This is a genomic window from Propioniciclava soli, assembly GCF_038502305.1.
GTDB classification, from domain to species: Bacteria; Actinomycetota; Actinomycetes; order Propionibacteriales; family Propionibacteriaceae; genus Propioniciclava; species Propioniciclava soli.
Genome location: NZ_CP115965.1, coordinates 231,047 through 245,157, shown reverse-complemented (window position 1 = coordinate 245,157; position 14,111 = coordinate 231,047). Strand labels below are relative to the sequence as shown.

Below are 14,111 nucleotides of genomic sequence, written 5' to 3'. Positions count from 1 at the left end.
GGGGTGTATCCACCGGGCACCCCCGCCACCGGGCCCGTGGCCCGGTCGAGGCGCGCCGGCGTCCGGCAGCGTCACGGCGTGTGTTGCCCCGGCCTTGCCGGCCGAGGCTCTGTCATGTTACTTTCGTAATGCTGACACTCACAAACGTTTCGAAAGTAGCTCATGCCCCACCAGCCAGTCACCCTCGACAACCCGCATGCCATCCGGCTCTACATCGATTCCGCCGATCGGGCGGCCGCCGAACCGTGGCTGCGCACCGGCATGTTCTCCGGGGTGACCACCAATCCGCAGTTGCTGCGCGAGGCGGGTCAGCGGGTCGCCGACATCCCGACCATCTACGACTGGGCGCGCGACAACGGCGCCCGCGAGATCTGCTTCCAGACGTGGGGTGCCACGGTCGAGGAGCAGTACCGCAGCGCCATGCAGATCCGCGAGGCGGCTCCGGGATCGACGATCAAGGTGCCCGTCACGCCCGTCGGGGCCGAGGTCATCTCGCGGCTGCGCGACCAGGACATCCCGGTGCTCATGACGGCGGTCTACTCCGCCAAGCAGGCTCTGATCGGATCGGCCCTGGGCGTCAAGTACATCGCTCCCTACTTCAACCGCATGTTCCGGGCCGGACGCAATGCGCCGGACGAGATCGCGCACATGACCCGCGCCATCCCCCAGGACGGCTCGGGCCCGATGATCATGGCCGCGTCGATCAAGTCGGCGCAGCACCTCGTCACCCTCACCGACATCGGTGTGCGCGTCTTCACGATCTCCCCCGACATCATCGCCGATCTCTTCGCCGACGACCTCACCGCGAACGCGGTGCGCGACTTCGAGGCATTCATGGAGGACGTGATCTGACGCCGCCGGTGGCGGCGCCCGACTCAGCCGGTGCCCGCACGGCGACGGATCACCTCGACGACACCCGCGCATCGGTGCACCCAGCCGGACAGTGCACCCAGCAGGACAGTGCACCCAGCAGAACCAGTGTGCCCAGCGGGACGCTCAGCGCGGCGCCTCGCCCCGGCGACGCCGCTCCTCGTCGAACTGCCGCGCCTGGACGGGGTGGGCGCTGAGGGCGTCATCCAGCAGCTGCCACTTGCGGCGCCTGATGAGGATGCCCGGCAACCCGGTCGCCACCAGCAGGGCCAGGACCGCCAGGCCCAGCAGGGCGGTCGCGAGCAGCGCCGACGGCGGCAGGTGGGGCCCCATCAGAGCCAGGAGGCCGCCGAAGATGAGTGTCACGGCCGCCCAGGAGGTCAGCGTGGCCCGGTCCGACCCCATGCCCCAGGTGTCACCCGGACGCACGCGGCTGGGCACCGGCTCTGCGGCGGCCCGCTGCCCCAGGCGCCTGGCCACCACGGCGACGGCTGCCAGCAACACCAGGCCCACGACCAGGCCCGCGGCGGCCTCGCGGACACCCGCCGCGACGCCGATCCCGGACGCCAAGACGACCACCACCAGCGCTCCGCAGACGACCCACGCGGCGACGCGCGCCGCCAGCCGGGCGGCGAGGGCGTCCGCCACCGCTTCGGCGTGGCTGGGAGGCGACGGCGTCACACCGGCGCCACCGGGCCGTGCCGGATGCCCGGATGCTGCTCGGCGTCGCACCCCCACAGGATAGGGAGCACCCTTAGCCGAGCGGCTCGAAGCGGGCCTGGAAGAAGCGCAGGTACTTCGGCTCGTAGGTCATGCGCAGGCCCCGGGCGGCCTCCCGGTCGTCGTAGCAGGCCTTGACCGACTCAGCCACCACATCCATGTGCGCCTGGGTGTAGACGCGCCGCGGGATGGTGAGGCGCACCAGCTCCAGGCTCGGGTGGTGGTTCTCGCCGGTGGCGGCGTCCCGGCCGGCCGAGACGATGCCCCGTTCCATGGCGCGGACGCCGGCCTCCAGGTAGAGCTGGGCGGCGAGGGTCTGGGCCGGGAACTGCTCCTGGTCCAGGTGCGGATAGAACCCGCGGGCGTCCAGGAAGATGCCGTGCCCGCCGACCGGGCGGACGAACGGGATCCCCCACTGGTCGAGCAGCTCGCCGAGGTAGCGCACCTGCCCGACGCGCGACTTCATGTAGGCGAGCTCGACCGACTCGGTGATACCGATGGCCATGGCCTCCATGTCGCGGCCCGCCATGCCGCCGTAGGTGTGCAGCCCCTCGTAGACCACGACGAGGTTGCGGGCCTCCTCGAACAGGGCCTCGTCGTTGGTGGCGAGCCAGCCGCCGATGTTGGTGAGCGGATCCTTCTTGCCGCTCATGGTGCAGCCGTCGGAGTAGGAGCAGAACTCCAGCAGGATGTCGGCCAGCGAGGTGGAGCCGTAGCCCTCCTCGCGCTCGCGGATGAACAGGGCGTTCTCGACGGCGCGGGTCGCGTCCAGGTAGATCGCGATGCCGTGGCGCTGCGTCAGCTCGCGCACCGCGCGCATGTTCGCCATCGAGATCGGCTGCCCGCCGGCCATGTTCACCGTGGCGGCGACGCACACGTACGGGATGCGCTCGGCGCCCACCTCGTCGATCAGCGCGGCAAGCTTGGCGAGGTCGACGTTGCCCTTGAACGGGGCGTCGAGAGTCGGGTCGTGGGCCTCGTCGACGATGATGTCGTGGAAGGTCGCGCCCGCCTTCTCCTGGTGGAAGCGCGTGGTGGTGAAGTACATGTTGCCGGGGACGTGGTGGCCGGGCGAGATCAGCGACTGGCTCAGCAGGTTCTCCGCGCCCCGGCCCTGGTGGGTGGGCACCACGTGGCGGTAGCCGTAGAAGCGCCGGATCGTGTCCTCGAGCCGGTAGTAGTTGCCGGAGCCCGCGTAGGCCTCGTCGCCCAGCATCATGCCGGCCCACTGCCGGTCGCTCATCGCGTTGGTGCCCGAGTCGGTCAGCAGGTCGATGTAGACGTCCTTGCTGGGGAGCAGGAAGGTGTTGTACCCGGCGTCCGCGATGGCCGCCTCACGCTCCTCGCGGGTGGTGGTGCGCAGCGGTTCGACGACCTTGATCTTGTACGGCTCGGCCCAGCTGCGGCGGTCCTGCTGCTGCCCCATGGTGTGCAGGGAGCTCATGACATCCTCCTCGACGTCCCGGTGAGGACGCCGAGCGGGTGGGCCTGCGTCCTGCAGTTGCTGTCTTTGTGGCGTAGGGATCACCCACAGGAGGTGATGTTAGCGCCCCTCATGACGAGCGAGGGGAAAAAGCCTGTTCACAGCAGTTTGGGCCGCAAATTCTCATGGTCGGCGGCGCAGCGCGCGCCCTGCAGCCGGCGCACCGCTCTCCCCGGCCGCCGCGGTGCCCTTCGTGCAGGAAGAGCGGCGCGGAGGCCGGGGAGCGAGGTGGCGTGGACCGAGGTGGCGTGGACCAGGGGTGGCCCGGCCGGTGTTCAGCGGCCCAGCAGCGCCTTCTCGGCCTCGACGGTCCAGCGGCCGTCGGCCAGCTTGTCGGCGACGTCGGGCCGGATTCCGGCGAGATCGACCAGCCGGGTGAACGGCAGGTCGTGCAGCTGCGGGAAGACCATGATCTTGCCGCCCGAGGTGCGGTTCATCACCGCGTTGATGGCGTCGTCGAAGCCGGCGATGCCGCAGACCGCGTCCAGCGAGATCGTGGTGTCGACGATGCCGGCCTCGATCTTGCGCAGCACGGTGGCCATGTCCTTCACGTCCGACCCGGAGGTGCCGAACAGGAACACCCGGTTCTCGATGAGGTGCTGCAGATTGACCTCGCCGAAGGTGCCAGCCGGGATGCCGGCGAAGGCGTTCACGACGCCGCCGGGGCCGGCCAGCTCGACGGCTTGGGCCACGAGCGCCGGCACGGGCACCATGCAGGCGAGGTAGTCGAACCCCGGCTGGAGCTGCTCCTCGCCGGTGTTGACGTAGCTGACCTTCACGCCGCGCTCGGCCGCGACCGGATCGATCTCGGACGCCAGGTGCGCCAGCCGGTCGTCGTTGAGGTCGGTCGCGACGACGGAGGCCACGTCGATCCCCTCCGATCCCAGCGTCACGGCCCGCATGGTGTGCATGAGCCCCATCGGACCCGCGGCGCCGACGACGGCGACGGCGTCCCCGGCCCGGATCTCGCCGGTGGCCGGGAGCCAGGTGTAGCCCTCGGCCGGGTCGGAGCCGGTGGTGCCGCAGTAGCGGATGTAGTCGTAGTGGACGCGGCCGACGTCGACCTGCACGGGCCCGTCGATCCTCGCCCCGTCGAGCACCACGTTCAGGATGGCGCGCAGACCCAGCAGCTGGCCGAGCTCACCCAGGGTGGCGGCGTCCGAGCCGTAGTAGATGATGTCGTCGAAGGTCTGGCCGGCGATCAGGTCGAGCCCGTCGGCCGTCGCCAGTGTCACCTCACATCCGGCGGCCTCGCTGAGCGCGTGGGCACCGGAGGTCTCGGTGTCGGCGTCGGCCACGAGGAGCAGGCGACCGCCGGGCTGCAGGCCCTGGCGCTCGGCTGCGGCGTAGGCGGCCTCCACCGTGGCCCAGGGCTCGATGAGCCCCACGGCGGCGGCCGAGGGCTCCTCGGCGACGTGGAGCAGGAACTCCTCACCGTCGGGAGAGACGACGCACCGCTCGTCGATGACGACGTACTCCTGCAGGGCGCCCTCGAAGTTGTAGCCGAAGGCCCCGTTGGAGCGGGCGGTCTTGAGGTGCTTCCAGTCGGCCTGCACGAGGACGCGGTCGCCGACCGAGAAGTGCTCGACGGCGTCCCCGATGGCCACGATGCGGCCCACGGGCTCGTGCCCGGGCACCGTCGGCGCCGAACCGGGGTGGTAGGAGGGGATCTCGGCGAGCTGTGCGGGCGTGAGGCCGGACACGACGTCGACCTTGCGCGGGTGGGTCTCGAAGGCGTGCAGCAGCTTGGTGTCGGAGAAGCAGATGCCGCAGGCCTCGACCTGGAGCAGCAGCTGCGTCGGCCCGACCGGGTCGACCGGCTTGGCGGTGTTGACGACGATCTCGTCGACGCCGACGATCTGCACGGCGTGCTGGGTGGCGGGAATCGGCTGGGCGGGCGTGCCCGTAGGGGTCTGGTTCATGACGATCTCCTCAGTTGAGCATGTTCTGGCCGCCGGTGACGGGCACGGCCTGGCCGGTCTCGTAGGTTTGTTCGACGATGTAGACGATGGCGCGGGCCACGTCGGCGGGGGTGCAGCCGCGGCCCATGGGGACCTTTGCCTCGTAGAAGCGCCGCACGTCCTCGACCGTCGTGGCGCCGGGCACCTTGCCTGCGGCGAGGTACTGGACGAACAGCCCCCGCTCGGGATCGGACCACAGCGGCCCGTCCAGGAAGTTGCCGGGGCACACGGCGTTGACCTTGATGCCGTACTCGACCAGCTCGAGCGCGAAACTCTGGGTGAGGCCGATGCCGCCGAACTTGCTGCCGGCATAGGCGAAGTTGCGCTTCGAACCCTCCAGGCCCGACTTGCTGTTGACCTCGACGATGTCGAGCCAGCGCGACGGATCGGCCCCGCGCTGGGCCGCCATGACGGGCGCCACGGCCCGCACGCACAGGAAGTAACCGCGGTAGTTGACGTTGGTGACCAGATCGAAGTCGGCCACCGGCTGGCTCATGACGCCCTCGGAGCGCACGATGCCGGCGTTCGACACGAGCAGGTCGATGCCGCCGTAGATCTGGACGGCCTTGGCGACCGCCGCCTCGCAGGAGTCGGCGTCGGCCACGTTCATCGCGACCGCGCGGGCCCGCCCCGCGCCGTGCTCGGACGCCAATCGCTCGGCGTTGGCGGTCGCCAGCTCGATGTTGAGGTCGGCGAGCAGGACGGACGCCCCCTCGGCCAGCAGCGCCTCGGTGATGCCGAGGCCGAAGCCCTGGGCGGCGCCGGTGACCAGGGCGACCCGGCCCGCGAGGCGTCCGACCGCGCCCTGGGCGGCCTGGGCCTGACGGTAGGCCTCGGCCTCCCAGGTCTCGATGAAGCGGCGCTCGCGGGCGTCCATGGCCCGGACGCGGCCGATGCGGTCGGCGTCGCGGGCGACGACCGCGTGGTCGAGGTACACGCGCAGGGCGTTGTCAGCCTTGGCCAGGTCGGTTCCGGCGCCGAGCACGCCGATGCCCGGCAGCACCGTGACGACGGGGTCGCGGCCGTGTTCGGCGCGATGGGCCGCCAGGGCGGTCGCGAGGGTGTCGGCCGCAGCCTCGGGGTCCGGCAGGTCGACGACGAGCGGGAACGAGCCGGCGTAGACGATCTGGTCGGGGATCATCGGACCCCCGGTCACGATCGCGTCCTCGGCCGTGATCGAGCGGGCGAGGTCGGACGTGTCGGCGGTGACCACGGCCGGGCCGGCGTCCGAGCCGAGCAGGCCGCGCAGGCGCGGAACCACGGCGTTGATGACGGACGCCGTCCGGGCCGCGTCCTGCTCGGGCGCCGCGGGCACGGGGTCGGCGGCGTCGATGGCACCGGCGATGAGCGCGGTGACGCGCTTGGTCTCGGCCGTGATGTCCGCGGCGCTGGCGCCCGCGACGATGATGCCGTGGTTGCCCAGCAGGGTCACCTTCGGCGGCTTGTTGCCCATGCGTTGTGTGTAGGCCGCGCGCGCCTCCTGGACCCCAACGGCCAGCGGCACCCCGGGATCGATGTAGGGCACCCAGACGGCATCGTCACCCAACAGCTCCGCGGCCAGCGACTCCCCGTCCTCGTTGCAGGTGAGGGCGTTGGCCGTGACCGGGTGGAGGTGCAGCACCAGCGGATCGTCGATGAGGGCGTGGAACAGGATCTCCACCGAGGGGCGCCGCGTCGGGTTGCCGACCTGGGCCCTCTGGGCGGCGGCGCGGACGGGGTCGCCCTCCACCTCCTCGTCCGAGGCGAGCGCCTGGAGCAGGACGTCGTTGCGCAGCGGCACCAGGTCGTCGGCTGTCAGGGTGGCGAGCGGGGTGCCGGAGGACTTGATGTGGAGGATGCCGTCGATCTTCACCGAGCTGTTGCCCCCACCGGCCCGCACGTAGGCCGGGTCGGCGCCGAAGCGGTTCGAGAGCTCGATGAGCTCGGCGGTCAGCCGGTGATCACGGTGGGCGCGGGTGATGTCGGGGTGAGTGGTGTCAGTGGGAGTGGTGTCGGTGGTCTGCGTCATGGCGGATTCCCTTCAGCGTCCGATGAGCTGGGCACCCAGCTCGGCGAGTTCGGCGCGGCGTGCTGCGGCGTCGGCGGCCGTGCCGGTGGCGATGCCGCCGGTGGCGTCCACGTAGCCGGGTTCCCCCTGCGCCACCAAGTGCTGGTGGGCGGCGACGACGCAGGTCGCCTCGAAGAAGGCGGCGCGGGCGGCGTCCGGCAGGGGTCCGTCGGCGCAGGCCGGGTCGAGCGAAATGCGGTCGAGCGTGTTGTGCTCGGTGCCGCCCATGACGATGATGCCGTGGGCGGTCAGCTCCTCGACGTAGGCGGTGACCACCTCGCTGCGGTTGCGGGCCGGGATGAGTTCGGCGGCGTAGACGCCGCGCTCGACGAGGTGGGACGCCAGCGTGGCCGGCGGCCACTCGAAGGGGCTCAGCTCGGGGGCACCGTCGGCCAGGATCGGGTAGGTGGGGATGCCGTCCATGGCCAGGACGTAGGCGTAGGCGTCCTCGAACGACAGCGGCACCTCGGGCACGAAGCCCGGCGTGCCGGCCTTGATGAGGCGGCTGCGGATCTCGCCCTGCGTGGCGACGGCGTCACCGGGGTGGGCCTTGGCGGGTGCGCCGTAGACGCGGGCCACCGCGTCGGCCTGCTCGGCCTCGGGCAGATCGGCGATGACCTCCTGGTAGGCGCGCGCGACGTGACGCTCCTGCAGGGAGACCCACTCCGGGGGCACGTCGCCACGTTCGGCGACAGCCGCCGCGACGGTGGCGGCGTCCAGCTCGGTGGGGACGCCGTGCTGGGTGAAGTGCTCGGTGAGCTGGCTGACCATGGCCTCGGCGCGGGCGTCGTTGCCGGAGCGGATCTCGGTGGCGGTGGCCTCAGCGGCGTCCGACTTGTCCTTGAAGGGGCTGATGCCCTTGCCGCAGAAGTAGATGCGACCCGGGTTGGCCGGGTCGTTCACGCGGACGCCGTCGGCCTCCAACGCCGGGTCGAGGGTGATGAACTCGAGACCGAACAGGGGCACGATGCCGGCCTCGCGGGCCTCGGCGTCGAAGCGGGCGTAGACCTGCTGGTCGTAGAAGTTCGAGATGCCCAGCGCCCGGACGCCCTGGGCGACGGCGGCCTCGATCACCTCCGTCGGCGTGCCGAACGCGGAGAAGTTGGGCGGGACGTGGACATGGGTGTTGACGACGGGGAGGTCGCTCATGGCTCCTTCTTCGGTGACTGATTAGTTGAGTGACTGTTCGTTGAGTGATTGCTCGGTGAGTGGCAGTTCTTTGGCCGGGGTCACAGCAGGTCCAGATGGGCGCGGTAGGGGTCGAGGACCGGGTCGGCCGGGTCGAGGTCGGTGACGAGGACGTCGATCTCGGCCAGCGTCAGGGCGAGGGCGGCGGCGGGTTGGCCGAGCTTGGAGGCGTCCGCGGCCAGCACGACAGTGGCGCTGGAGCGGCGCAGGGCGCGCTTGACCTCGGCGTTCTCCAGAGTGGACTCAAGCGCGCCGCGCTCGGGATCGAGGCCCGAGGCGGACAGGAACGTGACGTCCGCGTGCAGGGCGTCGACCGCGCGCACGGCAAGCGGGCCGATGAACGACCCGGTGGCCTCCTCCCACTCCCCGCCGGTGAGCAACGCGCGTCCCACCCGTCCGCGCAGAGCCTGGAACGTCTCGATCCCGGGGGTGAGGACGGTGATCTCGGGGGCGGCGATCTCGAGGGCGAAGCGGTGGACGGTGGAGGAGGAGTCCATCGCGACCACGCCTTGGGCCGGCAGCAGGGTGCGCAGCTTCATGGCGATCCGCAGCTTGGCCGTGTGGTGTTGGGCGGCGCGGCGTTCGAACAGTTCCGGCGCCACGGCCACGGCTCCCCCGCGGACGCGGCGCGCCAGCCCTTGACGCTCCAACTCCAGCAGGTCACGCCGGATGGTCATCTCGCTGACGCCGAGCTCATCGGCGGCCCAGCTCAGATCGAGCGAGCCCCCGGACGCAAGCAGGTCGCGGATGCGCCCGCGACGCACCTGCGCTCCCAGCGATCCGACGGACATGCCACCCTCTCCCCACCAGCGCGTGTGAGATGTTGTTCTTGTCACAAAATCTATCACAGCTTCCCGGCCCGGTCGAGACCCTCCTCTGCATCGCTTGTCGCCGAACCCTCCCCCGGCGAGGATGGCCCCATGGATCACCGCGTCGCGTTCTGCGTCCTCGTCCGCGACGACACCGCCCTGCTGGTTCACCGCCACCCCGACCGGCGCTGGTACCCCGACGTGTGGGACCTCCCCGGTGGCCACCTCGAGGAGGGTGAGGACCCCTCCGACGCCGCCCGCCGGGAGCTGACCGAGGAGGTGGGCGTGGTGGCCACCCAGCTGGAACTTCTCCGCGTGCCGGTCGACGTGCCCGGCACCGAGACGCACGCCTTCGTGGCGCGCGCCTGGTCGGGCGAGCCGATGAACATGGCCCCCCACGAGCACGACCAGATCGGCTGGTTTACCTTGGCGGAGGTCGAGCACCTGGACCTCGCCGTACCCGAACTCGTGCCCCTCGTGCGGCGAGCCCTGGCCCTCGACACCTGAAACGCCCAGGCCAAGCTGTCCCTCACCCACACCCGTGCGGCACGCTGGGGTGCCCCTCACGTCCGCAGCGGGGTGAGGAACCGGGCGTGCCGTCGCGGGCGGCCGGTGGGGTCGACGCGTCGCGGGGGAATCACCTCGGCCGGGCCGTGTTCGGGCAGGCGCACCTGCCACCGGTCTGCGTCGGGATCATGGCTCGGCTCGACGGTGGCGTGGTGATGGGGGCACACGAGGACGAGGTTCGACAGGTCGGTCGGACCCCCGGCCCACCAGGGCACGATGTGGTGCGCGTGACACGCCTGCGGCGCAGCCGGACAACCGGGGAAGACACAGCCACCGTCGCGCACCGCCAGCGCCACCCGCTGCTCGTCGGTCACGAGCCGCTTGGCGCGGCCCTGGTCGAGCACCTCCGAGCGGCCGCCGAGCACGACAGGGAGCACCTCACAGTCGCACAACCAGCGCCGCAGGGTGCCGGCGTCGATGGGCACGCCCGAGCCCACCAGCCTCCCCCGCAGCGGGCGGACGCCGCATGCCGCAACCTGCCCCGGCAGTGGTCCGCCATCCGTCGCCATGCCGGCGGCGCGGCGCAGATCCTCCCAGGTCAGGGTGACGACCACCCGCGGCCTGTCTCCGCCGTGCTTGGGTGACAGCTGCGTCCGCGCGAGGGCGTCCACCATCGCGATCAGACCGTCCGCCCGGCGCATGGCCGGCGACACCGGCGTCGCGGCCGGATCGAGCGCCTCCAGCCCGCGGCGTTGCGCCTCGGCCCAGGCGTCCACCATCGCCACCAGCGGCTCTGCCTGCCCCACCGGCAGCGAACCCTTGATCAGCACCGACCCCCGATGGTCGTCGGTGAAGGTCAGGTGCCGGGCACGCATCGCCATCGCGTGCTCGCGTTCGAGCCTGGCAGCCTCCCGCTCCTCACAGATCTCCGGTGCCAGCAGCTCCAGCAAGCGCCCGGACAGCCGGCGCAGCTCGGTCGCGTTGTGGGTCGCCGCGAAGCCGATCATCATCTCCTGCGCCTCATCCACCAGCGCGCACGGCATGTCCTCCGGCAGCGCCTCCAACACGGCGGTGATGGCCTCGGCTTGACCGGGCGACACCGTGCCCGACCCCACGGCTGCCCCGACCTCGACGAACCGCGCCAGCCGCTGCCCGCTGCCGATGAGTCGCGCCGCCTCGGCGCGCGTCAGCCGAGCGGCGTCCATCAACCACGTCGACGCAGACGTGCCGTGCTCGCGCCAGGCGACCGAATCCTCCTCCACCTGGGCCGCCAACCTGGCGATCCAGCCATGCAACCGCCCGGCCAGACGCAACCCGTCCAGCAGCAGGACCAGCTGCTCGGCGTCCGAACGAAGGCGCAGCCGGTCCGCGGTCAGCGCGTCCACCGCACCCCCGATCAGCGACACCAGCTCGGCGTCGCCCAACCCCGCGCACTCCTCCTGTTCCATACCGAGAACGCTACAAGCAGCCGCCGACACTTTTCCTTCCATCACAGGGAGATCACTAGGATCTGTGGACAACTTTTCGATCACCCGTCCCCATTCCCCACTAAACAGGGCGCGTCTCGCGGGGACGGCGGGGGTTCCCCCCGCGCCTCACCCGCAGCGAACACAAGGCCGCCCCGGCGTCCGGCCCCCAGGGATCCGGCATGATGGACGCGTGGTCGCCCGGTACCCCGTTCCCGCCCGCCCACCGTCCTACGGCGAGGTGGCGCCGCAGAAGGTGAGCGCGGAGCGTCGCGTGTCCGTGCACCGGGTGGTCGACTCGTTCTTCATTGCCGTCGCCATGGTGCTCACCCTGTGGTTCGCAGCGGTCCTGCTCGTGCAGGGCATCTCGCTGTCGTGGTCGCGGCTGCTCTACCTCGTCGTGTTCTGGGCATTGTTGACCTATCTCGCCCTGCCCCGCCTGCACCAGTTCTTCACCCTGCTGTACGTCCCCGAGTACTTCATCGGCCGCACCCGCACTGGCGACGGCCTGCTCGGCGACCCCATCAACCTCGCCCTCAACGGCGACGAGCGCGACATCCACGCGGCCCTGCAGGGCGCCGGCTGGGTGCTGGCCGACGAGATCACCGTCCGGTCCGCGGGGGGCATGATCGCGTCCGCCCTGCTGCGGCGCTCCTATCCCGAAGCGCCGGTGTCGAGCCTGTTCTTGTTCGGCGAGCGCCATGCCTTCGCCAACCAGCAGGAGGTGGACAACACCGTTTCCCAGCGCCACCACGTCCGGTTCTGGCGGACGCCGCCGGGCTGGCTCCTGCCGGGCGGGCGGGGCGTCGAGTGGCTCGCGGCCGGCACCTTCGACCGGTCGGTCGGGCTGTCGATGTTCACCGGCCAGTTCACGCACAAGATCGACGAGAACATCGACCTGGAGCGCGACTACATCGTCAATTCGGTGCGCTACGCCGACCCGGAGGTGGGAATCGACGTCATCCAAGACTTCTCGACCTCCTACCACGCCCGCAACGGCGGCGGCGACCGCATCCGCACCGACGGTGACCTCCCCATCCTCAACGTCCACGGCGCCGAGACCCGCCGCGAGGAGCCGACCCGCCTCCCCGCCCACCGACCCGCCCGCAGCCACGGCGTCCCCCCCCTGCCCCTGATCGTGGCACTGACCCTCCTGCTCGGTCAGACCGTCTGGTTCGGAGTCTGGTGGTGGGTGACCGGCGCCGGACGCACCCTGGCCGCCGACGACGAGATCGAACTCGCCGTCAACCTCGCGGCCGTCGCCTTCATGCTGCTGCTCCTCGGCCTCTGCACGCTCATCCTGTTGCGCCGCCGCTGGGCGAAGCTCATCGTGATGAGTTTGATCGCGGTCACCACGGTGAGCGACCTCATCGATGTCAGCGTCGCCCGCGCCAACCTGGATTCGGTGCTCACCAGCTCGGTGGGCGTCCTCGTCCTGCTCTGTCTGAGCGCCGACTCCGTCCGCTCGTGGGTGTCGTTCAAACGCGGCGGCCGGGTCGCCAAACGCGACCGGGAGGTCACCGTCCCGGCGCCGTGACCGCCGGCACCGACCAACGAGCGCCGGTCAGAAACGGCTGCGGGCCTCGTCCCAGCGGTGCGCGGGGATCGGCAGGACGCCGGGCCGATAGCGCCGCACGTCCGAGGACGCGATCGCCACGCGGCGCAGGGCGTCCAGCCCGCCCTCGATGGCGCCGACGGCCCGCGCCTGCACCAGCAGGTTGCCCAGCGCGGTGCCCTCCGCCGGGCCCGCGACGACGGGCAGGCCGGTCGCCTCGGCGGTGAGCTGGCACAGCAGCTGGTTCTGCGATCCGCCCCCGACGATGTGCACGACGTCGACCGCGTGGCCCGACAGCGCGCAGGCCGACCGGATCGCGTCCCGATAGGCCAGCGCCAGCGAATCCAGGATGCACCGCGCCACCGCCCCCGGGTCGGGCCGCAGCGACTGGCCGGTCTCGCGGGCGAGCTGGGTGAGGCGTCCGAGCATGTTGCCCGGCTTGAGCAACCGGGGGTCATCGATGTCGACGACGCAGGCGAGCGCAGGGGCGTCCGCCGCCAGGTCGACGAGCTCGGCCCAGCTGATCTCGATGTCGGCCTCGCGCCAGGTGCGGGCGCACTCCTGGAGCACCCACAGGCCCATGACGTTCTTGAGGTAGCGCACCGTGCCGTCGACGCCGAGCTCGTTGGTGAAATTCGCCGCCGCGCTCTCCGGCGTCAGCACGGGTGCGGCCAGCTCCAGACCCACCAGCGACCATGTGCCCGAGCTGATGTAGGCGAACCGCTCGGTCGTGGCGGGCACGGACACGACCGCGGACGCTGTGTCGTGCGACCCGACCGCCACCACCGGCACCGGCCGGGCCAGCACCCCATCGGCCGTGGGGCCCAGCACCGTCCCCGGTTCCACGAGCGCCGGCAGGACGCGGCTGGCGGGCACCCCGTAGCGGGACTCGAGGTGCGCCAACACCGCTTCGGACCACTGCCGGGCCGCCACGTCGAGCACCGCCGCCGTGGAGGCGAAGGTGACCTCCGACGCGGCCACACTGGTCAGCCCATAATTCAGCAAATCGGGGATGAACAGCAACGTCTCGGTCTCATCCCAGCCCTCAGCACCCGAAGCGGCCAGCTGGAACACCGTGTTGAACTGCTGCACCTGGGCGCCGGTCTCGGCGTAGAGGCGATCGGCCGGGAAGTCGGCGAAGAACCGCTCGGGGACGCCGTCGGTGCGCCCGTCGCGGTAGCACCACGGCTGCTCGAGCAGGCGCCCCTCGGCGTCCAGGCGGCCGTAGTCGACGCCCCACGTGTCGATGCCGACGCTCGCCAGCTCCGGCTCGGCCGCCAGCGCTCGGGCAAACCCCTCCCGCACGGCCGCCGCGAGCTCGTCGAACGCCCAATGGAGCGCGCCGTCGCGCGAGCGGACCGGCCCGTTCTCGAAGCGGTGCATCTCCTCCAGGGTGATCTGGCCGTCCTCCAACCGGCCCAGCATCACCCGCCCGCTGGAGGCGCCGAGATCAGCCGCCGCGAAGGCGTGGTGCGTCATGGTGTCTCCCGTCCGCGAGGGCTGCC

General features: G+C 71.3%; 11 protein-coding genes. 3 read left to right on the top strand and 8 right to left on the bottom strand.

What is annotated here, in order from left to right; genetic code table 11:
- Nucleotides 1–162 precede the first annotated feature (162 nt).
- Nucleotides 163–852: a transaldolase family protein gene (locus PCC79_RS01070; RefSeq protein ID WP_232548709.1), complete on the top strand. Its 690-nt coding sequence runs from the start codon at nucleotides 163–165 to the stop codon at nucleotides 850–852.
- A 144-nt stretch (nucleotides 853–996) separates the two neighbouring features.
- On the opposite strand, the gene PCC79_RS01065 is transcribed toward PCC79_RS01070, so the two are convergent.
- From PCC79_RS01065 to PCC79_RS01040, 6 genes are all read right to left on the bottom strand, one after another.
- On the bottom strand, nucleotides 997–1,602 hold the full coding sequence (locus PCC79_RS01065) for a hypothetical protein (protein ID WP_342372738.1): 606 nt from the start codon (nucleotides 1,600–1,602) through the stop codon (nucleotides 997–999).
- Nucleotides 1,603–1,624: 22 nt separating this feature from the next.
- The gene (locus tag PCC79_RS01060) at nucleotides 1,625–3,034 is read right to left on the bottom strand and encodes a tyrosine phenol-lyase (RefSeq protein WP_232548707.1); all 1,410 of its coding nucleotides are present in this window, start codon (nucleotides 3,032–3,034) and stop codon (nucleotides 1,625–1,627) included.
- 314 nt (nucleotides 3,035–3,348) lie between these two features.
- Nucleotides 3,349–4,995 (bottom strand): alcohol dehydrogenase catalytic domain-containing protein, encoded by a 1,647-nt coding sequence (locus PCC79_RS01055; RefSeq protein ID WP_342372737.1) that lies wholly within the window; start codon nucleotides 4,993–4,995, stop codon nucleotides 3,349–3,351.
- A gap of 10 nt (nucleotides 4,996–5,005) precedes the next feature.
- Nucleotides 5,006–7,042, bottom strand: a complete 2,037-nt coding sequence (locus tag PCC79_RS01050) for an SDR family NAD(P)-dependent oxidoreductase (RefSeq protein WP_342372736.1) — start codon at nucleotides 7,040–7,042, stop codon at nucleotides 5,006–5,008.
- Between the two features lie 12 nt (nucleotides 7,043–7,054).
- Nucleotides 7,055–8,230, bottom strand: a complete 1,176-nt coding sequence (locus PCC79_RS01045) for a hypothetical protein (protein WP_232548704.1) — start codon at nucleotides 8,228–8,230, stop codon at nucleotides 7,055–7,057.
- A gap of 80 nt (nucleotides 8,231–8,310) precedes the next feature.
- Entirely contained in the window at nucleotides 8,311–9,060 is a 750-nt protein-coding gene (locus PCC79_RS01040; protein WP_342372735.1) for a DeoR/GlpR family DNA-binding transcription regulator, read from the bottom strand.
- Between the two features lie 129 nt (nucleotides 9,061–9,189).
- Here PCC79_RS01040 and PCC79_RS01035 point away from each other — a divergent pair, with 129 nt between their 5' ends.
- Nucleotides 9,190–9,585: an NUDIX hydrolase gene (locus PCC79_RS01035; protein WP_232548702.1), complete on the top strand. Its 396-nt coding sequence runs from the start codon at nucleotides 9,190–9,192 to the stop codon at nucleotides 9,583–9,585.
- A 56-nt stretch (nucleotides 9,586–9,641) separates the two neighbouring features.
- Here PCC79_RS01035 and PCC79_RS01030 read toward each other — a convergent pair whose 3' ends face one another.
- Nucleotides 9,642–11,033, bottom strand: coding sequence for an HNH endonuclease signature motif containing protein (locus PCC79_RS01030; protein WP_342372734.1), 1,392 nt, complete (start codon nucleotides 11,031–11,033; stop codon nucleotides 9,642–9,644).
- A gap of 211 nt (nucleotides 11,034–11,244) precedes the next feature.
- Here PCC79_RS01030 and PCC79_RS01025 point away from each other — a divergent pair, with 211 nt between their 5' ends.
- Entirely contained in the window at nucleotides 11,245–12,588 is a 1,344-nt protein-coding gene (locus tag PCC79_RS01025; protein WP_342372733.1) for an LssY C-terminal domain-containing protein, read from the top strand.
- Nucleotides 12,589–12,615: 27 nt separating this feature from the next.
- Here the strand turns inward: PCC79_RS01025 and PCC79_RS01020 are convergent, their stop codons facing one another.
- Entirely contained in the window at nucleotides 12,616–14,085 is a 1,470-nt protein-coding gene (locus tag PCC79_RS01020; protein WP_342372732.1) for a rhamnulokinase family protein, read from the bottom strand.
- Between the last annotated feature and the right edge of the window lie 26 nt (nucleotides 14,086–14,111).